Consider the following 21,128-nt stretch of genomic DNA (forward strand, 5'->3'; position numbering starts at 1 on the left):
GGCCATATGAAAAAACCACGCATCAACTTCCTGGTGGACATCGCGGCCTTCGCCGCCTTCGTCTTCATGGCGGCCACCGGGGTGCTGCTGGTCTACACCCTGCCGCCGGGCAGCGGCCGCTGGGCGACGGTGTGGGGGCTCTCGCGTCACCAGTGGGGCGATGTACACCTGTGGCTGGCGGTGATCTTCCTCGCCATCGTCGCCCTGCACGTGGTGCTGCACTGGCGCTGGCTCGCCAGCATGATGAAGGGTGGTGCGCACCAGGCGCCGGGTTGGCGGCTGGTGCTGGGGCTGGTGAGTCTGCTCCTGATCATCGCCCTGGCCGTGGCGCCCTTCGTCACGGGGGTGGATGGCGGGGCGGTGATCGAACCGCGCGGGCCGTGGGGCGCGCGCTAGGGGTAGGGGTCGACGCTCAGGCCGAAGGCGTTGTCCCGGCACCAGTCGATGAAGTCGTCTGGCGCCAGCGGGCGATTGAAGTAAAAGCCCTGGGCGTAGTCGCAGTCCATGGCGCGCAGGGCCTGTGCCGTCCCCCGGTCTTCCACGCCCTCGGCGACCACATCCAGCCCGAGGCTGTGGGCCAGGTTGATGGTGGAGCGCACGATGATGAGATCCTGCTCGTCCTCCAGCATGCTGGACACGAAGGAACGGTCGATCTTCAGTGCGTGCAGAGGGAGGCGCTTGAGATAGGCCAGCGAGGAGTAGCCGGTACCGAAGTCGTCGATGGACAGGCGCACGCCGAAGGCGCCGATGCGCTGGATCTGCTCCAGCGCGCGGTCCGGGTCGCTCATCAGCGCGGTCTCGGTGATCTCGAGTTCCAGGCGTGAGGGGTCGGCCGGGTAGCGTTCGAAGAGTTCTTCCAGCCGGGTTCCGCAATTGTGGTCGAGCAGGTTGCGTACCGAGAGGTTGACGGAGACCGAGAGGTCCAGCCCGGCCTCGTGCCAGGCACGCAGCTGGATCAGCGCCTGGGTGACCACCTGCTCGGTGAGTGGCTGGATGAGGTCGCTCATCTCGGCGAGCGGGATGAAACGATCCGGCGGGATGATGCCCAGGCTGGGGTGATGCCAGCGCACCAGGGCCTCGCAGCCGATGATGCGCTGATGGGCGATATCGATCTTCGGCTGGTAGTGCAGCACGAGCTGGCCTTCGCGGATGGCCATGCCCAGCTCGCTCATCAGCGTGAGGCGCTCGGGGGTGTTGGCATCCAGTTCGGGCCGGTAGAGCGTGACCGCCACCGAGGTGCGTTTGGCGGCATACATGGCCACGTCCGCGCAACGCAGCAGGGCATGGCTGTCGGTGCCGTGTTCGGGATAGACCGCCACGCCGATGCTGCCACCGATCTCCAGGTTCATGCCGCCCGCCTGAAACGGCTGGCGCAGTGCGTCCACGACGGCCTCGGCCATGCGGGTCGCCTCGACGGCATCGTCGACGCGTGGCAGCAGGACGGCAAACTCGTCGCCACCCAGTCGGTAGCAGGAGGCAGACTGCCGATTCAGCGCCTGGCTGACACGCGGTCCGATGTGGCGCAGCAGGTCGTCACCGATCTTGTGTCCCAGGGTGTCGTTGACCTCCTTGAACCGGTCCAGGTCGAGCAGCAGCAGGGCCAGTTGCCGGCGTTCGTCATGCTGTCTCTCGATGGCGTCGCGGCAATCGTTGTGCAGGGCGGTACGGTTGAGCAGGCCGGTGAGCGGGTCGTGCAGTGCCTGGTAACGCAGGCCGTCGATATGCTGCACGTTGGCAATGGCCAGCGAGAGGGTGGTGCCGAGCGTACCCAGGGTGTCCAGGTCGGTTTCCTGTAACGGCATGGGTCCACGGAAGACCAGCGCCACCAGTCCCAGCATGTCACCGTGGGCGGCCAGCGGCAGCAGCGCGGCCGAGCGATAGCCGTCGGCGACGAGATGCTGCTTGATCTGGGGCTCGATACGCGAGTCGGCTTGGATATCCAGGCTCACCAGCAGCCGGCGTTCGCGTATGGCCAGTCCCGAGAGGGAGCCGTGTAGCGGCAGGGTGACACCGATGCCCCGCTCGACGGCGTTGAAGCCCCGCTCGTGCACCAGGCGCAGCGACTTTCTGTCCTCGCTCATGAGATAGAGTGCCACGTGCGGCGCCTGGCTCAGCCCGGTGAGCACGTCAACGGCCTCTTCGGCGATGCGACCGGTGTCGCGTATGCGGTGCAGCCGCATGGCCAGCCGGTTGATGAGTTCGAGCTGCTGGTTCTTTTGCTTCAGGGCCTGTTCGGACTCGCGCAGTGTCTGCTCCGAGCGCTTGCGCCGGGTGATGTCGCGCACGATGCCCTGCAGCAGCCGTTCGCCTTCGTAGTCGATGACACTCAGGCTCACCTCGGCGTCGAAGGTGCTGCCATCGCCCCGCTGGTGTTGCCATTCGAAGAACTGTGGTTCGCCCTTGTCCGCGGCCTGGATGTGTTCGCGGGCGCGCAGCGTGGATGGCTTGCCGTCCGGTTGTAGCGGTGGAGACAGCCTGTCCGGGTGAAGTCCGATGATCTCCTCGCGGCGCAGGCCGAACATGCTCAGTGCGCGCTGGTTGCAATCGATGATGCGGTCGCCCTTCATGATGAAGATGGTGTCGCCTGCCAGGTTGAACAGGGCGCTGTAACGCGAGAGGTTCTCGTGCAGCTCGTTGTCTATGTGGCGGCGTTCCAGTTCCAGGCCCGACCAGGCAGCGAAGACATGCAGGATGCGTACGACACGTTCCGGATTCTCGATGGGCTGATGGGTGATGCCGACCAGGATGCCCGCTGCCTGGTCCCGGGAATCGCGCAGGGCGATACCGACATAGCCCTCCACCTCGAGCTGTTTGAGCAGGTCGGCCTGCGGGAAGCGCTCACGCACCCCGTGCGGAATGATCAGTGTGGATTCCTGCAACGTGACGTCACAGGGAAGGTTGGGTAGCTCGTAGACCAGTTCGCCGCCCGACTTGCCATGCTGCGCCACGGCGAGGGTACGGATGCGTCTCGGGGTGCCGGCCTGCAGCGCACCGATGAAACACATGTCGAGTTTCAGGGCGCGGGCCAGGGTCGTGACCAGGTGTTCGAAGAAGCCGGGGCCGGAGGCAGCCGCCATTTTGCGGCTGAGATCGGCCAGCAGCTCCGTCTCCTCGCGGCTGATCCCGGCGCGATCCTGTCCCGGTGGCACCGTGTCGGTCATCCGGTCACCCGGGGGGTGGCAGGCAGTGCACAGGCGAGATGTGGGGGATGCGGGCACATGGCAACGATCATACGGGAAGAGGTGCTTTGGTTTGTAGTCCCGGGCGACAGTGTGCGAGTCGGTTTGGCATATCAGGAACTGCTGATGCGCAAGTGGATGATATGCAAGGCCTTCCGCCGGACCGCGGGTTTTGTCAATTGCCGGTTACGGGTGTAGATTCCGAACAGGGCAGTCGTCGGGGAGCGATGGATGATGGGCGCACAAAGATGGTCGGTTGTCTTGCTCATGCTGTTCGGCATGTCGGCGTCATGGGCGCAGACCATCGAGCTCCCGGTCAGGGACCGGGTGATGGCCCGGGCCGACTACCAGGCCGGCGAAAAGGGCCGCCCCGCCGTCCTCATCCTGCATGGCTTCCTGCAGACACGGGAGTTTTCCACCGTTCGCCGCCTGGGCGAGGCCGTCCACGAACGGGGTTACAGCGTGCTTTCCCCCACCCTGAGCCTGGGCATCGATGCGCGCCTGCAGAGCCTGCCCTGCGAGGCCATCCACACCCATGACATGGCGCAGTCCGTACAGGAGCTCGGGCTATGGGTGGAGTGGCTGGTGGCGCAGGGCCATGAGCATATCGTCCTCGTCGGGCACAGTGCCGGCAGTGCCACGCAGGTGGCCTATCTCGACGCTACGCCGCACCCGGCGGTCAGGCAGGCCATACTCCTGAGCCTGGTGGCCTTCGGGCCCGGGCCGCTGTCCTTCGAGACCGAGGCCCATGCCGAGGCGGCCCGGGCGGCACTGGCCGAGGGTGGCGCCACGGTAGGGGAATACGCCATGGCCTTCTGCCGCCAGTACCCGGCCACCCCGGCCAGCTTTCTCTCCTACTACGACTGGTCGCGCGCGCGGATCGGCGCGGCGCTGGGTCGAACGCGGATCCCCGTGCAGATCGTCATCGGTTCCGCCGACCAGCGCATGACGTCCGAGTGGGTGCGCATCATGCAGGACTCGCCGGCCGAACTGGTCGTGATCGAGGGGGCCAATCACTTCTTCCATGATGTCGCCGAGTTCGACCTGCTGGACGTGGTCGAGGGGTTGCTGCCGTGAGTGGACGACAGTGCCAGTACCGCGGAGCTGGAGCGGCGGCGTGCTGAAGCGCCTTCTTCGGCCCATCTCCCTGTCCGCCTATGCGGGCATCTACATCGTCCTCACGCTGGGGCTTTTCACCCTGCTGGGCTGGTTTACGCTCGAGCAGCTGGAGCGGGCCGACCGGGACATCCGCTCGGTGCAGCGCGAGGCGGCCGCGGAGGAGTTCGCCCAGGCCCTGCAGCAGGCGGCGCTGCGGGTCCGCACCGAGGCCCGCGGACTGGCCGAGTGGGACGAGGTGCGTCAGCAGCTGGCCGAGACCACCTACTACGCCTACTGGCGTGGCTACCGCATGCTCAAGTCGGATCTGCTGTCCGGTCATACCGAATCGGCGCATCTCTACGATGCAAGCGGCAATGGCCTGGTGGCACTGGGTGATACGGGCATGCCGCGGCAGATCGAGGGCCCCAATCCCCGGGTGACGCGGGAGGATGGGGCGTTGCACCTGTACGTCTTCGAGCCGGTGCACGGCGGCAGTGGCGGCGCGGTCATCGGTTATGTCGGTCTGAAAAAGGCCTTTGTGCCGTGGTTCATCGAGTCGAGCCGTTTCCACTACCTGGACGAGGGCAGCCTCGCGTTTTCCCTCCCCGAAGGCGGCCAGGTCGAGCTGGAGGAACTGGTCTCGCTGACGGACTATGCCCTGCGCCCCAACCCCCAGGCCGATGCCGTGCGCGGCGTGATGGAGACGGCGGTGGTGCGTCTGGCACTGACCATCAGCGTGCTGGCCGTGCTGTTCTACGTGATGCAGGCCCTGCTGCTGGCCCTGCCGCTGCGTCGCCTGACGCGTGACATCGACCAGATGAAGCACGCCGCCCGACCCATGAAGATGCAGCACGGCGATACCTTCCTGCCGATTGCCGAGCTGGAAAAGGTGCGCCATTCGCTCACGGAGTATCAGCAGAAACTGAGCGAGGTGCACAGCCACCTCGATGAGAAGAACAAGACGCTCTGGGAGATGGCGCACCACGACCCGCTGACCGGGTCCTACAACCGGCGCGCCTTCGATCTCGACTGGGCCAAGCTCAACGACGTGATCAGTGGACGGCGCATCGAGGTGGCCTTCCTGTTGTTCGACTGCAACCACTTCAAGGCGATCAACGACACCTACGGTCACCAGGTGGGGGACGAGGTCATCCGCGTGCTGGCCCAGTGCATCACCGAGGGCCTGCGCAAGGGCGACCGGCTGTACCGGCTCGGTGGCGACGAGTTCGCGACCATGCTGCTCAACTGCGGCGAGCAGGATGCGCGCCGGGTGGCCGAGCGCTGTGCCGAGCGGGTGAAGGCGCATGACTTCTCGGCCCTGGGTATCAAGGAGCCCGTGCGCCTGAGCATCGGGGTGTCGCTGTCTGCCGGCGGGGATGGCGCCAGCCTGGATGCGCTGCACTGGCAGGCGGATATCGCGATGTACCGTGCCAAGCGCCCCGATTCGCCGCCGATCCAGTTCTATCGCGAGGACATGGGTGACGGGGCTGATGCCCTGGTCTCCAACCAGGTGGCCAGCGCGGTCTACGACGTGCTGCGCCACGGGCGCGACATCGAGATGCACTACCAGCCCATCATCGACACCGCCACCGGCGAGACCGAGTATTTCGAGGCCCTGGCGCGTATCCGTCACGGCGAGGCGCTGCTGATGCCGGGCAGCTTCCTGCCGGTGATCGAGGCCCGCCGGCTGGAGCTGGAATTCGATGCGGCCGTGCTCGACGCCATCCTCGCCGACCTGGCGGCCGGGCTGATTCCCTCCGGTACCGGCGTGGCCATCAACCTCTCGGGGCACAGCGTGGTGAGTCCGCGCGTGCTCGACCGCCTGGCGGCCTTCGCGTCGTATCGCGCCGACTACAACCTCGTGCTCGAGGTCACCGAGACGGCGCTGATCCGCCAGCTCGAGCCGGCCACGCGCAACCTGCGCCTGGCGCAGGAGCAGGGCTTTCGCGTGGCGCTGGACGACTTCGGCAGCGGTTATTCCTCGCTGCGCTATCTCGGCGACATGCCGGTGGATGTGGTCAAGTTCGACATCACCATGATCGAGCAGATGGCACGGGGTGGTGAACGCCGGCGCATGATGGAGCGCATCGCGCGCCTCATCACCGAGGCGGGCTATCGCCTGGTGGCTGAGGGCATCGAGACCGAGGCGGTCTTCGAGAGTATCCGGGCCGCCGGGTTCCACGCCGCCCAGGGCTACCTCATCGGCCGGCCGGGGCGACCGCCGCAGCGGGGAAGGGTGAAGGGTGAAGGGTGAAGGGTGAAGGGTGAAGGGTGAAGGGTGAAGGGTGAAGGGTGAAGGGTGAAGGGTGAAGGGTGAAGGTCCGGGAAGGACCAGGTGCAGGGCATCACAGGGGGGATAACGAAAAAGGGGTCAGGCATGGCCTGACCCCTCGATGCGCATTGGTGGGCGGTACTGGGATCGAACCAGTGACCCCTGCCGTGTGAAGGCAGTGCTCTACCGCTGAGCTAACCGCCCCCGATGCGCAAGGCGGACATTCTATGAAGCGGTCCCGGGGGCGTCAACCTTTAATGCGGGGCGTCCTCATCCCCCGCCCAGCAGGGCATCGCGCAGGCGGTCGGAGAGCGGCCGCTCTCCGAGCCAGATGCCGAGGTAGGTGCGGGCGAAGTCCTCGCCCTCGATGCGGATCAGTGCCGTGTCGTTCAGCGCGAGCTCGGTGCCCGCGCCGGGCGCATAGCACAGGCGGTAGCGGTCGCCTTCGGCCACGTCGCGATAGGCCGCATGCAGGGCGTCGATGCGCGGGCGCAGCGGGGTGAGTTCCTCGTGCTGGCGGGCGAGGATGCGCTCGGCGGCCAGGACGAACTTGTCGCGGTCGAGCCCGACGCGGTAGACGAGCTCCAGGCAGGCAGGGGCGCCGCTCGCGAGCAGCTCGGGGGCGGGGGTCTGCGCGGGGCCATACAGGGCCGCGTCGTAGACGTGGATGAGGCGGGCGTAGTACACATCGCCCGTGCCCTTGAGCTCCAGCACGGTATCGCCGACCGCCTGCGTCGGGAGGAACACCCCGGTATCGGCCCGGGTGTTGCCCGCCATCCCCAGCAGCACCAGCAAGAGGACGAGGCGCCTCATGTCCCGGCCCCCGCCTGCATGATCTCCACGGTATTGCCCTCGCTGTCCTGGATGTAGACCGAGCGGGTGCCGTCGCGGTGGGTGGTGAGGGCGCCGAAGCGGGCGGCATCCGGGTGGGAGAGCGCAAGATGCGGCGGGTGTTCGGCCGGTATCACCAGGGCGAGGTGGATGTTCGCCAGGCGCAGCAGGGCCCAGGTGGGGTCGCGATAGACCACCTCCAGGCGGAAGTGCTGGCGATACCAGTCCAGCGCGCGGTCCAGGTCCTCGACCTGGATGGCGACGTGGTGCAGGGCGTCGAGTGCGGGCATGCCTCAGCCTCCGGGTTTCTGGAAGAACAGGGTCACCTCGCCCAGGCGGATGCCGAACTTGCGCATGGTCGCCCGGTTGACCAGCACCCCGTCCTCGTGCAGGAACATCCAGTCGTCGAAGTGCACCTGGTAGGTCTTGCCATCCACCTCGAGCGCCAGGGTGTAGCGCCAGTTCAGTGCCTGGCCGTAGGCGATGCCCTCGGCCGTGCCCACCACGTCGTCGGCGCGGCCCTCGTAGCGGTGTGCGTCGAGCCGGCGGATGCGCCAGATGCGCTGGCTCTCCTCGCCGTCCCGCCAGTGGAAGTCCTCGGTGAGCACCAGCTCGTCGCCCTGCATCTCGCCACGGATGTCGACCGTGAACTGGCGTTTCACCTCGCCGTTGCGTCCCTGGAAGATGCCCCAGGCACGTGTCTCGCCCAGGAAGTAGTCCTCCAGGACGAATTCGGGCGTGGTGCCGGCGTAACGCTCGGGGTTCACGCTACAGCCCGTCAGGAGCAACAGCAGCAGGACGGCGAGCCCTGCCAGGGTGTGTGGATGGCGCATGGGAATCCTCCGGCGTGGGGTTGTCGGTATCGAGCCGCGGCAGGCGCCAGGCCAGTGCGCCTGCCGCCAGCTTGAAGAAGATGGGCAGCCCGCCGTAGAGCAGGCCCAGGGCCAGCGAGGGTTCCGGTCCGGCCTCGGGGTCGAGCCCGGCCAGCGCCAGCAGCGGGAAGGCGATGCCCACGGCCAGGGCCAGGGCGAGCTTGGTGACCATGCCCCAGAGTCCGAACCAGGCGCCGGCCCGGGGGGCGCCGTCGCGGGCCTGGCGGCGCATGGCGAGGTCGGCCTGGATGGAGGCTGGCAGGGCGAGGTCGGCGCCGAGGCCCAGCCCGGAGACCAGGCAGATGACGAGGAACAGGCCGGCATCCCCGGGCCCCAGCCAGGGCACGGCAAGAAAGGCCAGCGAGGCGACCAGCATGGAGGCGGCCCAGGCGCGCGCCTTGTCGATGCGCCGGGCGAGCCAGAGCCAGGCCGGCAGGGCCAGTACACCGCTGACGAAATAGGCCGCGAGCAGGCCGCCGGTCCAGCCCGGGGCCTGCAGGTTGTGGGTGACGAAGAGCAGGAACAGGGTGGCCGGCAGGCCGTTGGCGATGCCGTTGAGGAGATAGGCCAGCAGCAGGCGGCGTCCGTGCGTGTCGCGGCGCAGGGCCTGGAAGAGGGTGCGCCAGCCCCGCGTGGCGGTGGCCGGGCTGTGCAGGCGGGGCGCCGGCGGGACACGCCAGAGGGCGATGGCCACGGCCAGCGGCAGCAGCCACCACAGCAGGCCGGCGAACCGGGCCAGCGTGGCCCCTGCGTCCCCGGCGATACCGAATGCGGCGGGCAGGGCCACGGCCGCCAGGGTACCGAGGATCATGGCCCCTTCGCGCCAGGCGGCCAGCCGGCTGCGCTGATGATAGCGGTCCGGGCCCTGCGGCAGTTCCGCCCCCCAGGCACCGTAGGGCACGCTGATGAGCGTCCAGCCGAGGTAGGCCACCAGCGTCCAGCCGAGCAGGTAGAGCCCGCCCGGGCTGCCGTCCGGGCGAAACAGCGACTCGATGCCGAGCAGCAGCAGGGGCACGCCCAGGGCGATGAAGGCCTTGCGCCCCAGGGCATGCCCCCGGTCGCTGAGCAGGCCGATGAGCGGGTCGCTCAGCACGTCGAGGCTGCGGGCGAGCAGCAGCACCAGGCCTACCAGGGCCAGGGGCAGGCCCAGGTCCTCGGCGTAGAAGGTGGGCAGGTAGACATAGAGCGGCAGGCCCAGCAGGGCCAGGGGCAGGCCCGGCAGGCCGTAGGCGACCAGGACTGTGCCGCGCAGCGCCATGTGGCCTCAGTCGCCGGTCCGGGCCAGCGCCACCTGCATGACGTTGGTGCGGCCCAGGCGGAAGCCGGCCTCGCAGTAGGCGAGGTAGTAGTGCCACAGACGCAGGAAGCGCTCGTCGTAGCCAAGCCCGCGGATGCGGTCCTGCTGTGCCGTCACCGCCTCGTCCCAGCGGCGCAGGGTGAGGGCGTAGTCGTGGCCGTAGAAGTCGCGCGAGACGGTCTCCAGGCCCACGGCGGCCGCCTCGCGGTCGAAGGCCGCGACACTGGGCAGCATGCCGCCGGGAAAGATGTAGCGCTGGATGAAGTCCGGCCGGCGGCAGTAGTCGTGATAGCGCGCCTCGTCGATGGTGATGACCTGCAGGGCCGCGCGACCGCCGGGTTTGAGGCGGTGCGCGAGGGTGTCGAAATAGGTCGGCCAGTAGGCCTCGCCGACGGCCTCGAACATCTCGATGGAGACGATGTGGTCGAAGCGCTGGTGCAGGTGGCGGTAGTCCCGCAGCTCCAGACTGACGCGGTCTTCCAGGCCTTCCTCGCGCACCCGGCGCCTGGCCCAGGCCAGCTGCTCGCGCGACAGGGTGATGCCGGTGACGCGAAAGCCCTGGCGGGCGGCGTGGCAGGCAAAGCCGCCCCAGCCGCAGCCGATCTCGAGGATGTGGTCGCCGGGACGGGCGTCGAGGCGGTCCAGCATGGTCTGGTACTTGCGTGCCTGGGCCTCGGCCAGCGGTTCGTCGGGGCGGGCGAACACGGCAGCCGAGTAGGTCATGGTCGGGTCCAGCCACAGCCGGTAGAAGTCGTTGCCGAGGTCGTAGTGGAAGGCGATGTTGCGGCGGCTGCCCGCGAGGCTGTTGGCGTTGAACAGGTGGCGCAGGCGGTCGGTCAGCCGCGCGGCGAGCCGGCCCTGCGCCAGGCCGGCGAGCTGCGGCTGGTTGAGGGCCAGCAGCTGCAGCGTATCGGCCAGGTCGTCGGCCTCCCAGTCGCCGGCCATATAGCCCTCGGCCAGGCCCAGCGCACCGCGCAGCAGGACGCGACGGGTCAATGCCAGCGGTCGGTTGAGCTGCAGGTGTGCGGTGGGGCCGGGGTGGCGTTCGCCCAGCAGGTGGCGACTGCCGTCCGCAAGGCGCAGGTCCAGCTGTCCGGTCTGGATGCGCGCCAGGGCCGCCAGCAGGGGGCGGGCGGAAAGCGGGGGTTGTCCGGGGCGCGGGCCGGCCTGTGCCAGGCGCGAGCGGTCGACCTGTTCGTATGACATCAGCTGATCTCCTGTGCCGGTGGCTCGGGTTTGCGGTGAAAGCGCGCACCCTTGAGCCGGATCTTGAGTGCCTGCCAGTGGATGAGGGCCATGACCTTGAAGGTGAGAAAGGGAATGGAGATGGCCGCGCGCAGCAGCTCGGCCGTGGTAAAGGGGCGGCGTTCGCCCACCTGGGCGGCGGTCAGCATCAGCGACATCCCGCCGTCATCCTGCGGCGCGAACTCGCGGATCACCACCTGCAGGGTCTCCTCCGGTTCGCCAAGGCGGAAGTGATAACGCGCCTGCATGCCGATGAAGGGCGAGACGTGGAAGTGCTTGTCGCGCTGCTGGCGCACCGGCCAGGCCATGGGCCGACCCTGCTCGTGCAGCAGGTAGCCGTGCTTCTCGCCGAAGGTGTTGCGCACCTCGCAGAGCACGGCGCGCAGCTGCCCGTCGCGGCCATGGCAGTACCACAGCGCCAGCGGGTTGAAGACATAGCCCAGCACGCGCGGGAAGCACAGCAGGGTAATGCGCCCACCCTCGAGGTCGATGCCGTGGTCGGCGAGGATGCGCTCGATCCAGGGGCGCAGCGGCGAGCCGTCGCGCGGGCCGTGATCGCGGTCGTAGACGGCGAACAGGTTGGGCCGGTTGTGGGCAAACAGCCGGGAGCCGGCCGCCGCCTCGTCCAGCCGGTCGATGTCCAGCAGCAGCGAATAGACCCGGTAGGCGAAGCGGTAGCGCACCGGAAACAGGCGCCGGTGCATCACCTCGCCGCGGTAGAGGCTGGCGGCCGGGGTGTTCAAGAGGCCACCGCCTCGGGCACGGCGGCCGGCAGGGGGGTGTCCTGCCCGGTCTCGAGCCAGGGCGCCGTGATGCCGAAGCCTTTCTGTACCAGCTCCACCGAGCTGCGCAAGGCATCCTCGTGAAAGCCGTAGCCGGCATAGCTGCCCGTGAACCACAGCCGGTCGACACCCTGAATACAGCGCAGCTGCTGCTGGGCGCGCAGGGCCTGCAGGTCGAACACCGGGTGATGGTAGGTCATCTCCTCGATCACGCTGCCCGTGGCCGGTTCACGCAGGGGATTCAGGCTCACGAACAGGTCCGGCACGCCCGCCTCCAGCCGGTGCAGGCGGTTCATCCAGTAGCTCACCGAGACGCGGTCGCCGCCGCGTCCGCCCTCGGCCAGGTAGTTCCAGGAGGACCAGACCTTGCGTCGCCGCGGCATCAGCCGGGCGTCCGTGTGCAGCAGGGCATGATTGGCCTGGTAGCGGAAGGCGCCGAGCACCGCCGTCTCGGCAATGCTCGGGCGCTCGATCAGGGCCAGGGCCTCGTCGGCGTGACAGGCCAGCACGATCTCGTCGAAGCGGTGCAGCTTGTCGTCGGCAGTGCGTACCCAGGGACCGGTGTCGGCCCGGCCGACGCGGATGGCCGGGCGATCGCTGTGTGCCTCGGGGCCGATGTCATGCAGCAGCCGGTTGACGTACTCGCGCGCGCCGCCGGTGACCGTGCGCCACTGGGGGCGGTTCTTCAGGTCCAGCAGACCGTGGTTGCGGAAGAACTGCAGGAAGCTGGTGGCCGGGAACTCGGCCATGGTGTGCGTCGGGCAGGACCAGATCGCCGCGGCCATGGGCAGCAGGTAGTGGTCGCGCAGGCGGCGGCCGAAGCGGCCGCGCCGGAGGTATTCGCCCAGGTTCAGGTGGTCCGCGTCCCCCGTTTCCAGCGAGCGCTTGGCCAGGCGGTTGAAGCGCAGGATGTCGGCCAGCATGCCCCAGTAGGGCGGGCTGGCCAGCTGGCGGCGCTGGGCGAACAGGGTGTCGAGGCTGGAACCCGCGTATTCCAGGCGGCCGTCGGCGATGGAGGCGGCGAAGGACATGTCCGTGGCCTGGGTCGGCAGGCCCAGGTGGGCAAACAGGCCGGTGAGGTGCGGGTAGTTGCGCTCGTTGTACACCACGAAACCGGTATCGATGCCCTGCGGGCCCAGCGGGGTGTCCACGGTCACCGTGTGGGTGTGGCCGCCGAAGTAGCGGTTGCGCTCGAACAGCGTCACGCGGTGCTCGCGGGCGAGCAGCCAGGCGGCGGACAGGCCGGCGATACCGGCGCCGATGACGGCGATGTGCTTGCGGCTCATGCGGGACTCCTTTTGCGGTCTGGTAATCTTATACAAGAGTTGTACAATATTGGCAACCCGCAATCTGCCGGACACCGTCCGGATGGAGAACCGTCATGCCGATCCGTTACTTTCTGCTGCTCGCCGTGCTGCTGGCCGGTGGCCTGCCCCCGGTCCAGGCCGGCTGCCCCGATACCCTGGATTTCCATCTGCGCCCGCTGGCCGGGGAGACCCCGGTGCATCTCTGCGAGGCCTATGCCGGCCAGGTGGTGCTGATCGTGAACACGGCCAGCAAGTGCGCCTACACGCCACAGTACGAGGGGCTTGAAAAGTTGTACGCTGAGTACAAGGACAGGGGGCTGGTCGTGCTGGGATTCCCCTCCAACGACTTCGGCAACCAGGAGCCGGGCGACGAGGCGGCCATCCAGGGCTTCTGCCGCATGACCTATGGCGTGCAGTTCCCCATGTTCGAGAAGACCCATGCCGCCGAGCGCAACGCCGACCCGCTCTACCGCCTGCTCGGCGAGCGGGCCGGGGAGTACCCGCGCTGGAACTTCCACAAGTACCTGCTGGATCGCGAGGGCCGCCTGATCGGCAGTTTCGCCAGCCAGGTGGGTCCGGAGGACCCACGCCTGCGCCGCGCCATCGAGGAGGCCCTGTGATGACGGATGTCGCAATGAAGGACGCGCTGCAGCGCGAGGCGGGAAAGGCCGAGGTGGTGGTGTTCCGCTCCGGGCTGACGGATACCCGCGCGCTGGGCGAGTGGCTCACGGCCGCAGGTGTGGCGCATGCCTTTGTCGACATGCCCATGGGGGAGGCGGGCGAGCGTGCCCGGTTCCACGCGCTGCGGGAGCTGACGGGCTGGCCGATGCTGCCCATGGTGTTTCATAACGGGGACTTCGTCGGCGGGGAGCGGGAGCTGCGCGCGCGCCTGGCGCCGGCAGATGCATCACGGGCCGAGGCGCCCTGGCCGGGCGTCACGCAGGCCTGGCTGCGGGGGCTGGGCTACGGCGGGCTCATCCCCTTCGTCGCCGCGGCGGTGGCCCTGGGGGTCTGGCCGGCCGGCCAGGGACTGCTGCTGCCGGCCCTGCTGGGCTACGCGGCGGTGATCCTGTGTTTTCTCGGTGCCGTGCACTGGGGGCGGGTGCTGGCCGCGCCCGGGCGGTCCGATGCCGTCATCCTTCTGGCCTGGGGTGTCACCCCGTCGATCCTCGCCTGGTGTGCGCTGCTGCTGCCGGCAGCCTACGGGCTTGCGGCCTTCATCCTGTTATTCGCCCTGGCCCTGGCGGTGGACCATCGCCTGCTCGGCGCCGGCCATAGCGCCTACCTCTCCCTGCGCCGTCGCCTCACGGCCGTGGTGGCGGGGGTGCTGGCGGTGGCCTGGCTGCTGGTGGGGTGAAGTCGCGAGTCGCGTAGGAGCGCCTTTTCTCTGTGACCCCTGTGGCTCCCGGTCTTTTACTCCTCTCTCCTTACCGCCTCACTCCTCACGCCCCAGACAGATCCCGTCGCGGCAGCGGCGGGTGTAGCGCCAACGGGCGAAGCGGCGGTAGAGGAGATCGATGAGGGGCAGGAGGTGCAGGGCGCTGACGAGCCGGGCCAGCCAGCGATAGCCCGGCAGCTCGCGCCAGATGGCGGCGAAGGCCCAGGCACCGCTGACCAGCCGGCCCTCGGCATCCAGGGCGTGCAGCCGGCGCATGGCCTGCTCGGGCGTCACCTCATGGGCCTCCAGGGGCGTGGGGTCGGCGGCGATGTCCAGCCAGTGTACGCGGCCGTCGCGGTCGAGACGCCGGTAATGCGCGACTTCGCGCCGGCAGAGGGGACAGCTGCCGTCGTAGAACATGGTGGTCCGGGTGGCGGGGCGGTTCATGTGCGCTCGTCGCGGTTCGCGAAGTGGTCGCGGATGTGGCGAATGGCGGTGGGGGTGTCGGTGCCCAGCGCCACGGCCCCGGCGCGGGTGATGGCATCGGCCGCGAGCACGGCGCTCTGGCCGCCGACGAAGACCGGGCCGTCCGTGGCCGCCACCAGGGCGCCCAGGTCGCGGCCGAAGCGGCTGTCCGTCTGGCCGGTCGAGCCGGACAGCAGTACGCCGTCGCAGCCGCTGCGCGGTGCGGCCGCCGCAAGGTCGTCCAGCGGCATGTCGGCACCCAGGATGACGAAACCCAGACCGTGGGCGCTGGCGGCCAGGCAGAACAGCAGCAGCCCCAGTTCATGGTGCTCGCCCGGCAGGCAGGCGGCCAGCAGGCGTGGGCGGGGGTTGCGCGTGGCCAGGTGATGCAGGCGCGCGCCGAGCTTGTTGCGCATGTAGGTGCCGAAGAAGTGCTCCTCGGCGATGCCGCCGGGCTGGTCGCGCCAGCGTTCGCCGAGTTCGCGCAGCAACGGGATGATGAGGTGATCGGTGACCACGTCCACCGGGTACAGCGACAGGGCCTCGTTGTAGCTGGCGTCCAGGGCCGCCTCGTCGAAGCGGGTAATGGCCCGGAGCATGCGCTCACGATGCGCGCGCCAGGTATCGGGCAGTCCCTCCTCCTCGACCGGTTCGCTGGCGAGCCGGGCAGGCACCCGGCTGATGGGCACGCCCCGGTTCACCAGGTCGACGACATGATTGATGAGGTCGATGTCGGCCTGGGTATAGAGGCGATGCCCCTTGGGGGTGCGATGGGGTGCGATCAGGCCGTAGCGACGCTCCCAGGCGCGGAGCGTCACGGCGTTCACACCGGTCAGCTGGGAGACCGTGCGAATCGGGAACAGGCCTTCCTGCTGCAGGTCGGCCTCGTCCCGGCCAGGGGATGCGGATATCGAGGTCATGGCAATCTTGTACAAGTCTTGTATGATGATTCTATGCCAAAACCATGCAGTCTGTACAACAGCGGGGGAACGAAACATGTCTGAGACACGCGTGGCCTGGGTGACCGGGGCGAGCGGCGGCATCGGCCGTGCCCTGTCGTTGCGCCTGGCAGGGCAGGGCTGGCAGGTGGCCGCCTCCGCCCGGGGAGAGGAAAAACTCCGCGAACTGGCGGCGCAGGCGGACGGCCGCGTGCAGGTGCATCCGCTGGACGTGACGGATGCCGCGGCCACCGAGGCCGTGGTGGCCGCGATCGAAGAGCAGCACGGCCCCATCGAGCTGGCCGTGCTCAACGCCGGCGACTACCAGCCCATGCCGGCCGACGCGTTCGATGCCGAGCTGTGTCACCGGCTGATGACGGTGAACTACCTCGGCGTGGTGCACGGCCTGGCCGCCCTGCTGCGGCGCATGCGTGCGCGTGGGCGCGGCGAGATCCTCATCATGGCCAGCGTGGCCGGTTATCGCGGCCTGCCGCTGGCCGCGCCCTACGGTGCCACCAAGGCCGCGCTCATCAACCTGGCCGAGTCGCTGCGCGCAGAGCTCGGTCACGCCGGGGTGGTGATACGCGTGGTCAATCCGGGCTTCGTGCGTACCGATCTCACGGCACAGAACGACTTTCGCATGCCGGCACTCATGCCGGTGGAGGCGGCGGCCGAGGCGATCGTCGCCGCCATCGGCGGGCGCAGCTTCGAGATCACCTTCCCCAAGCGCTTCACCTATGTATTGAAGGTCCTGCGCATGCTGCCCTATGCGCTCTACTTTCCGCTTGTCCGTCGCATGACGGGGCAGGGGTGAGGGCATGTCCAGCCAGCGACTGCAGCGTTATGCCGATTTCTTCGAGCAGCTGACGCCCGAGGCACTGGATGCCCTTGACCGCGTCCTGACCGGGGACGCCCGATTCAAGGACCCGTTCAACGACGTGCACGGCCTGCCCGCCATCCGCCGCATCTTCGCCCACATGTACGCGGTGACGGAGGCCCCGCGCTTCACGGTGCTGGGCATGGCGGAATCGGCCGATACCGGCTACCTGCACTGGGAGATGCAGTTCGCCCTGCGGCGCCGGCCGGCACGCATCTGGCGCATCGAGGGCATGAGCCGGCTGTGCTTTGCCGAAGACGGGCGGGTACGTGAGCACGTGGACTTCTGGGACCCGCTGGAATCCCTGCTCGCGCGCCTGCCGCTCGTCGGCGCCCTGTTCCGGCTGCCGGTGCGCCTGTTGCGCACGCCGCAGGCCTGAATGTGGCAGGACTGTGTCGGCTCGCCCCGGCGACTGGTCTGCATGGCCGCTCTCGGCTAGTCTGGCCTCACAGAATGAAGAAGGCGGGCCATGAGGGCCCCCAGACTACGCGAATGCACCCCGTGCCCAGAGAGATGACAGATGATTCCGGTGTCCGCCTGCCCGGTGTTGAGGTGCCGGTGGCCCATGTCGGCTATTGCTGCCGTGACGATGCCACGCTCGCCACGCTGGCCCTGCAGGGGGACGTGGAACGCCTGACCGGCCTGCCTGCCGCGCGCCTGCTTGGGGAGCCGGCACTCTGGCTCGAGCGTGTCCATCCCGACGATCGTGCCCTGCTGCATGCCGCCCGTGCAGCCGCCGATGCCGGGGCACTGACGAGCTGTGAATACCGTTTTCTGCATGCCTGCGGCGACTACCTCTGGCTGCGGGATGAGTTTCTGCGCGAGACAGACCCGGTGCATGGCAGGGTGCTGCGCGGCTGGCGTGGTGATATCACCCGGGCGGTGCGCAGCGAGGCCCTGCTCGCCAAGCTCAACCGTGCCCTGGAGACGCGCCGCCACTGCGATGCGGTGCTGGTGGCGGCCGACGACGAACAGCAGCTGCTGCGCGATTACTGCACCAGCATCGTCGATCAGGGCGGTTATCGCCTGGCCTGGATCGGCTTTGCGAAGGATGAGGCCGAGCGGCGCGTGCAGCCGGTGGCCGCCGCGGGCTTCGAGGCCGGCTACATGGACGGGCTGCGGATCACCTGGGATGCGGACGATCCGCGGGGGCGCGGGCCGACGGGCACGGCGGTGCGCGAGCGACGGCCGGTCATAGTGCGCGACATCCTGCGCGATCCCCGTTTCGAACCCTGGCGGGACCAGGCACTCAAGCGGGGCTACCAGTCCTCCATCGCCCTGCCGTTGATCCTCGGTACCGGGCTGCCCGGCGTGCTCAACATCTATGCCGACGAACCGGACGCCTTCGATCACGAGGAGGCGCGCCTGCTGCGCGAGGTGGCCGACGACCTCGCCTTCGGCCTCGAGTCGATGCGGGCGCGTCGCGCGCGCGAGCTTGCGGAGGAGGCCCTGCGCCGCAGCGAGGAGCGCTTCCGCGAGCTGGTCGGTGCCATTCCGCACGGCGTGCAGGAATCAGACCTCGAAGGGCGCATCACCTATTCCAACGTCGCCATGCATCGCATCCTCGGGGTGGAGCCCGGAAGCCTGGTGGGGCATTACATCTGGGACTTTCATGCCCCGGAAGAGCAGACGCAACTCAAGGCGCATCTCGCCCGGCTGGTCACCGAACTGCCGGAACCGACACCCTATTACGGGCGCAATTTCACCCCGGCAGGCGAGCCGGTGGACCTGCAGGTGGACTGGACCTACAAGCACAACGACCAGGGCGAGCTGACCGGTTTCATCTCCGTGATCACCGATATCACCGAGCGCAAGCGCTCGCAGGAACAGCTCAATCACCTGGCGCATCACGACCCGCTCACCGGGCTGCCCAATCGTTTGCTGTTCAACGACCGCCTGGAAACGGCCGTGGCCCACGCCCAGCGCGAGCAGTACGAGCTCGCGGTACTGTTCATCGACATCGATCACTTCAAGAACATCAACGACAGCCTGGGGCATCCGGTGGGCGACCGCTTTCTGCGCCTGGTGGCCGAGCGCATCATCGCGGCCTTGCGCGCCAGCGACACGCTCGCGCGCCTGGGCGGCGACGAATTCATCGTCATGCTCGACGAGATCCGCGGCCCGCACGATGCGGGTGTGCTGGCCAGCAAGCTGCGCGACTGTTTCCTCGAGCCCTTCGTGGTGGACGAACACGTGCTGCATCTGACCGTGAGTATCGGTATCAGCCTGTTCCCGCGCGATGGCAGGGATGCCGCCACGCTGGTGCGCAATGCCGATGCAGCGATGTATCGCGCCAAGGACGAGGGGCGCAACGATTTCCGTTTCTACACCAGCGATCTCACCGAGTCGGTATTCGAACGCCTGACGATGGAGTCGGCGTTACGCGGTGCACTGGAACGCAACGAACTCCGGATCCATTATCAACCGCAGGTCAACCTTCGAACCGGAGCCGTGGTCGGTGCTGAGGCCTTGCTGCGCTGGCAGCGACCGGAAGGCATGGTGTCGCCCGCGGCCTTCATCCCGCTGGCGGAAGAGTCGGGCCTCATCATCCCGATTGGCGAGTGGGTGCTGGAGACGGCCGCCATGCAGATGCAGCGCTGGCTGGACAGCGGTATGAGGCTGGAGCGTATGGCGGTGAACATCGCGGCCAGCCAGATCCAGCGTGCCCCGCTGGCGAAGATGGTCCGCAGGGCGCTGGAAGGCAGTGGCCTGTCACCCGGGATGCTGGAGCTCGAGATAACGGAGAGCTCGATCATGCACGGTACCGAGCGCAACTTCGCCGTGCTCGACGAACTGAAGTCGCTGGGCGTGCGCCTGGCCATCGATGACTTCGGGACGGGCTATTCCTCCCTGGGTTACCTCAAGCGCATGCCCATCGACAAGCTGAAGATCGACCAGTCCTTCGTCTTCGAGGTACCCGACAATGCCAACGACGTGGCCATCACCCGTGCCGTCATTGCCCTGGCACAGAGTCTCGGCATGAATGTGCTGGCCGAAGGGGTCGAGACACAGGCGCAGCGCAGGTTCCTGATCGAGCATGGCTGTGACTATGGGCAGGGTTATCTCTATTCGCGGCCGCTGGCCGCGGATGCCTTTGAAGACTGGCTGCGCAAGCAGTCGACCATTGCCGCCCCATCGGGCTGAAGACGACATGAGCAACGACATCGATAACGAGAACGGACAGACATTCGACCGCATCCGCGTCGGCATCAGCAGTTGCCTGCTGGGCAACGAGGTGCGTTTCGACGGCGGGCACAAGCGCGACTCCTACGTGGTCGGCACCTTGAGCGAATATTTCGATTTCGTCTCCGTCTGCCCGGAAGAGGCCATTGGTCTGGGTACGCCGCGCGAGCCCATTCGCCTGGTGCAGAAGTCCGACGGGGTACACGTGGTCGGCGTGAAGACCGTCACCCGTGACGTCACCGAGGCCCTGCGCGCCTACGGCGAGAAGATGGCGCGGCAGATGACGGACATCAGCGGCTATATCCTCAAGCGCGCCTCGCCGAGCTGTGGCATGGAGCGGGTGAAGGTCTATACCGAGGCGGGCATGCCCGTGACCACGGCCAGCGGCAAATATGCCGAGGTCTTCATGCGCGAGCAGCCGCTGCTGCCGATGGAGGAGGAGGGCCGGCTGGGCGACCCGGTACTGCGCGAGAACTTCATCGTGCGGGTGTTCGTCTATCACCGCTGGCAGACGCTGGTGGCCGCCGGACTCACCGCGCAGGCCCTGGTCGACTTCCACACCGATCACAAGTACCTGATCATGGCGCACGACCAGAACGCCTATCGCGAGATGGGCCGGCTGGTCGCGGAGGCCGGCACGCGCGACATGGAGGCGCTCGCCCGGGACTACGTCGTCGCGCTGATGACGGCGCTGAAACAGCGCGCCTCGCGTCGCCAGCACGTCAACGTGTTGCAGCACCTGTTCGGTTACGTGAGCAAGCACGTCGACGCCGCCGACCGCGCCGAGATGACCGAGATCATCGAACACTACCGCCAGGGCCTGGTGCCCCTGATCGTGCCCATCACCCTGCTCAAGCACCACTTCCGCCGCCACCCCGATCCCTACATCGAACGGCAGGTCTACCTCACGCCGCATCCGAAGGAACTGATGCTGCGGAACCTGTTGTGACGTGTGGCAAGCTACGAGTCGCAGGTCTCGTAGGAGCGCTGTTTATGCCCTCTGGGTGCAAGGCGCGATCAGGGGCGGCACGATGCCTGAGCCAGGGGGGCTAGCTCTCAAGCTGTTATAGCTACAGTGGACAAAGAGTTCACAGAGGTGGTGGGTCGCCGAGAGGGCTCGGCTCCTACCGCCACTCGCCTCGCGACCAACTGTAGGAGGCCAGCCCCCTGGCCGATGGGGTATCGATATGGTGAGGTCATCGTCGAGAGGGTTCGGCTCCTGCGGGCATCGCCTTTTCTCTGTGCCTGCCGCGGTGCATCTGCAGGCGAGGTGCTATCCCTTGATCGCGCCTTGCAGCGCTCCTACGAACCCCTGTTTTTCTCTGTGTCCTCCGTGGCGCTTAGACTTTCCGCCTAACGCCTAACGCCTAACGCCTAACGCCTAACGCCTAACGCCTAACGCCT

The 21,128-nt window shown here is 67.9% G+C and carries 19 protein-coding genes and 1 tRNA gene; 9 read left to right on the plus strand and 11 right to left on the minus strand.

Translation table 11 applies throughout. The annotated features are described in order from the left end of the window. Nucleotides 1–6 precede the first annotated feature (6 nt). Nucleotides 7–396 (plus strand): DUF4405 domain-containing protein, encoded by a 390-nt coding sequence (locus HUJ28_00380; protein ID MBD3617920.1) that lies wholly within the window; start codon nt 7–9, stop codon nt 394–396. On the opposite strand, the gene HUJ28_00385 is transcribed toward HUJ28_00380, so the two are convergent. Beyond that, nucleotides 393–3,161 (minus strand): EAL domain-containing protein, encoded by a 2,769-nt coding sequence (locus HUJ28_00385; GenBank protein MBD3617921.1) that lies wholly within the window; start codon nt 3,159–3,161, stop codon nt 393–395. The genes HUJ28_00380 and HUJ28_00385 overlap by 4 nt on opposite strands. A gap of 348 nt (nt 3,162–3,509) precedes the next feature. Between HUJ28_00385 and HUJ28_00390 the strand changes: the two genes are divergently transcribed. Together HUJ28_00390 and HUJ28_00395 are read left to right on the plus strand one after the other, a co-directional pair. Continuing rightward, nucleotides 3,510–4,256, plus strand: coding sequence for an alpha/beta fold hydrolase (locus HUJ28_00390; protein ID MBD3617922.1), 747 nt, complete (start codon nt 3,510–3,512; stop codon nt 4,254–4,256). Between the two features lie 40 nt (nt 4,257–4,296). Further along, on the plus strand, nt 4,297–6,531 hold the full coding sequence (locus tag HUJ28_00395; GenBank protein MBD3617923.1) for a bifunctional diguanylate cyclase/phosphodiesterase: 2,235 nt from the start codon (nt 4,297–4,299) through the stop codon (nt 6,529–6,531). A gap of 147 nt (nt 6,532–6,678) precedes the next feature. Here the strand turns inward: HUJ28_00395 and HUJ28_00400 are convergent. From HUJ28_00400 to HUJ28_00435, 8 genes are all read right to left on the minus strand, one after another. Continuing rightward, nucleotides 6,679–6,753: transfer RNA gene (locus HUJ28_00400), tRNA-Val, on the minus strand. Nucleotides 6,754–6,819: 66 nt separating this feature from the next. Then, nucleotides 6,820–7,362, minus strand: a complete 543-nt coding sequence (locus HUJ28_00405) for a chalcone isomerase family protein (GenBank protein MBD3617924.1) — start codon at nt 7,360–7,362, stop codon at nt 6,820–6,822. After that, on the minus strand, nt 7,359–7,670 hold the full coding sequence (locus HUJ28_00410) for a VOC family protein (GenBank protein ID MBD3617925.1): 312 nt from the start codon (nt 7,668–7,670) through the stop codon (nt 7,359–7,361). Before HUJ28_00410 ends, HUJ28_00405 begins: the two co-directional genes overlap by 4 nt. Before the next feature lie 3 nt (nt 7,671–7,673). Continuing rightward, nucleotides 7,674–8,213 carry a DUF3833 domain-containing protein gene (locus HUJ28_00415; protein ID MBD3617926.1) on the minus strand — a complete coding sequence of 180 codons (540 nt, stop codon included), beginning with the start codon at nt 8,211–8,213 and terminating at the stop codon, nt 7,674–7,676. Beyond that, nucleotides 8,149–9,510: an MFS transporter gene (locus HUJ28_00420; protein ID MBD3617927.1), complete on the minus strand. Its 1,362-nt coding sequence runs from the start codon at nt 9,508–9,510 to the stop codon at nt 8,149–8,151. Before HUJ28_00420 ends, HUJ28_00415 begins: the two co-directional genes overlap by 65 nt. 6 nt (nt 9,511–9,516) lie before the next feature. Beyond that, the gene (locus HUJ28_00425) at nt 9,517–10,755 is read right to left on the minus strand and encodes a class I SAM-dependent methyltransferase (protein MBD3617928.1); all 1,239 of its coding nucleotides are present in this window, start codon (nt 10,753–10,755) and stop codon (nt 9,517–9,519) included. Further along, nucleotides 10,755–11,537 carry a DUF1365 domain-containing protein gene (locus HUJ28_00430; protein MBD3617929.1) on the minus strand — a complete coding sequence of 261 codons (783 nt, stop codon included), beginning with the start codon at nt 11,535–11,537 and terminating at the stop codon, nt 10,755–10,757. The genes HUJ28_00425 and HUJ28_00430 overlap by 1 nt, the downstream gene beginning before the upstream one ends. Further along, nucleotides 11,534–12,862, minus strand: coding sequence for an FAD-dependent oxidoreductase (locus tag HUJ28_00435; protein ID MBD3617930.1), 1,329 nt, complete (start codon nt 12,860–12,862; stop codon nt 11,534–11,536). Before HUJ28_00435 ends, HUJ28_00430 begins: the two co-directional genes overlap by 4 nt. Before the next feature lie 95 nt (nt 12,863–12,957). On the opposite strand from HUJ28_00435, the gene HUJ28_00440 reads away from it, so the two are divergent. Together HUJ28_00440 and HUJ28_00445 are read left to right on the plus strand one after the other, a co-directional pair. Next, complete coding sequence (locus tag HUJ28_00440) at nt 12,958–13,503, plus strand: glutathione peroxidase (GenBank protein ID MBD3617931.1); 546 nt, start codon at nt 12,958–12,960, stop codon at nt 13,501–13,503. Then, on the plus strand, nt 13,503–14,240 hold the full coding sequence (locus HUJ28_00445) for a DUF3429 family protein (GenBank protein MBD3617932.1): 738 nt from the start codon (nt 13,503–13,505) through the stop codon (nt 14,238–14,240). The genes HUJ28_00440 and HUJ28_00445 overlap by 1 nt, the downstream gene beginning before the upstream one ends. A gap of 78 nt (nt 14,241–14,318) precedes the next feature. Here the strand turns inward: HUJ28_00445 and HUJ28_00450 are convergent, their stop codons facing one another. Next, nucleotides 14,319–14,681: a DUF393 domain-containing protein gene (locus tag HUJ28_00450; GenBank protein MBD3617933.1), complete on the minus strand. Its 363-nt coding sequence runs from the start codon at nt 14,679–14,681 to the stop codon at nt 14,319–14,321. Between the two features lie 23 nt (nt 14,682–14,704). Continuing rightward, on the minus strand, nt 14,705–15,646 hold the full coding sequence (locus HUJ28_00455; protein ID MBD3617934.1) for a MerR family transcriptional regulator: 942 nt from the start codon (nt 15,644–15,646) through the stop codon (nt 14,705–14,707). A 76-nt stretch (nt 15,647–15,722) separates the two neighbouring features. Here HUJ28_00455 and HUJ28_00460 point away from each other — a divergent pair, with 76 nt between their 5' ends. The 4 genes from HUJ28_00460 (at nt 15,723) to HUJ28_00475 (ending at nt 20,673) form a co-directional block, all read left to right on the plus strand. Further along, the gene (locus HUJ28_00460; GenBank protein ID MBD3617935.1) at nt 15,723–16,478 is read left to right on the plus strand and encodes an SDR family NAD(P)-dependent oxidoreductase; all 756 of its coding nucleotides are present in this window, start codon (nt 15,723–15,725) and stop codon (nt 16,476–16,478) included. A gap of 4 nt (nt 16,479–16,482) precedes the next feature. Next, nucleotides 16,483–16,920: a nuclear transport factor 2 family protein gene (locus tag HUJ28_00465; GenBank protein ID MBD3617936.1), complete on the plus strand. Its 438-nt coding sequence runs from the start codon at nt 16,483–16,485 to the stop codon at nt 16,918–16,920. A 134-nt stretch (nt 16,921–17,054) separates the two neighbouring features. Continuing rightward, nucleotides 17,055–19,685, plus strand: a complete 2,631-nt coding sequence (locus HUJ28_00470) for an EAL domain-containing protein (protein ID MBD3617937.1) — start codon at nt 17,055–17,057, stop codon at nt 19,683–19,685. 7 nt (nt 19,686–19,692) lie between these two features. After that, a complete protein-coding gene (locus HUJ28_00475; GenBank protein MBD3617938.1) occupies nt 19,693–20,673 on the plus strand; it encodes a DUF523 and DUF1722 domain-containing protein in 981 nt (326 codons plus the stop codon). The last annotated feature ends 455 nt before the right edge of the window (nt 20,674–21,128 follow it).

It is taken from the genome of Chromatiales bacterium, assembly GCA_014762505.1.
Taxonomy (GTDB): Bacteria; Pseudomonadota; Gammaproteobacteria; order SpSt-1174; family SpSt-1174; genus SpSt-1174.

What these genes read in the sequence shown, in the direction of transcription:
- HUJ28_00405 (MBD3617924.1), bottom strand. Translation starts at nt 7,362, where the DNA reads ATGAGGCGCCTCGTCCTCTTGCTGGTGCTGCTGGGGATGGCGGGCAAC.
- HUJ28_00415 (MBD3617926.1), bottom strand. Translation starts at nt 8,213, where the DNA reads ATGCGCCATCCACACACCCTGGCAGGGCTCGCCGTCCTGCTGCTGTTG.
- HUJ28_00460 (MBD3617935.1), top strand. Translation starts at nt 15,723, where the DNA reads ATGTCTGAGACACGCGTGGCCTGGGTGACCGGGGCGAGCGGCGGCATC.
- HUJ28_00455 (MBD3617934.1), bottom strand. Translation starts at nt 15,646, where the DNA reads ATGACCTCGATATCCGCATCCCCTGGCCGGGACGAGGCCGACCTGCAG.
- HUJ28_00475 (MBD3617938.1), top strand. Translation starts at nt 19,693, where the DNA reads ATGAGCAACGACATCGATAACGAGAACGGACAGACATTCGACCGCATC.
- HUJ28_00380 (MBD3617920.1), top strand. Translation starts at nt 7, where the DNA reads ATGAAAAAACCACGCATCAACTTCCTGGTGGACATCGCGGCCTTCGCC.
- HUJ28_00435 (MBD3617930.1), bottom strand. Translation starts at nt 12,862, where the DNA reads ATGAGCCGCAAGCACATCGCCGTCATCGGCGCCGGTATCGCCGGCCTG.
- HUJ28_00470 (MBD3617937.1), top strand. Translation starts at nt 17,055, where the DNA reads ATGACAGATGATTCCGGTGTCCGCCTGCCCGGTGTTGAGGTGCCGGTG.
- HUJ28_00425 (MBD3617928.1), bottom strand. Translation starts at nt 10,755, where the DNA reads ATGTCATACGAACAGGTCGACCGCTCGCGCCTGGCACAGGCCGGCCCG.
- HUJ28_00450 (MBD3617933.1), bottom strand. Translation starts at nt 14,681, where the DNA reads ATGTTCTACGACGGCAGCTGTCCCCTCTGCCGGCGCGAAGTCGCGCAT.
- HUJ28_00410 (MBD3617925.1), bottom strand. Translation starts at nt 7,670, where the DNA reads ATGCCCGCACTCGACGCCCTGCACCACGTCGCCATCCAGGTCGAGGAC.
- HUJ28_00385 (MBD3617921.1), bottom strand. Translation starts at nt 3,161, where the DNA reads ATGACCGACACGGTGCCACCGGGACAGGATCGCGCCGGGATCAGCCGC.
- HUJ28_00390 (MBD3617922.1), top strand. Translation starts at nt 3,510, where the DNA reads ATGGCCCGGGCCGACTACCAGGCCGGCGAAAAGGGCCGCCCCGCCGTC.
- HUJ28_00440 (MBD3617931.1), top strand. Translation starts at nt 12,958, where the DNA reads ATGCCGATCCGTTACTTTCTGCTGCTCGCCGTGCTGCTGGCCGGTGGC.
- HUJ28_00445 (MBD3617932.1), top strand. Translation starts at nt 13,503, where the DNA reads ATGACGGATGTCGCAATGAAGGACGCGCTGCAGCGCGAGGCGGGAAAG.
- HUJ28_00420 (MBD3617927.1), bottom strand. Translation starts at nt 9,510, where the DNA reads ATGGCGCTGCGCGGCACAGTCCTGGTCGCCTACGGCCTGCCGGGCCTG.
- HUJ28_00465 (MBD3617936.1), top strand. Translation starts at nt 16,483, where the DNA reads ATGTCCAGCCAGCGACTGCAGCGTTATGCCGATTTCTTCGAGCAGCTG.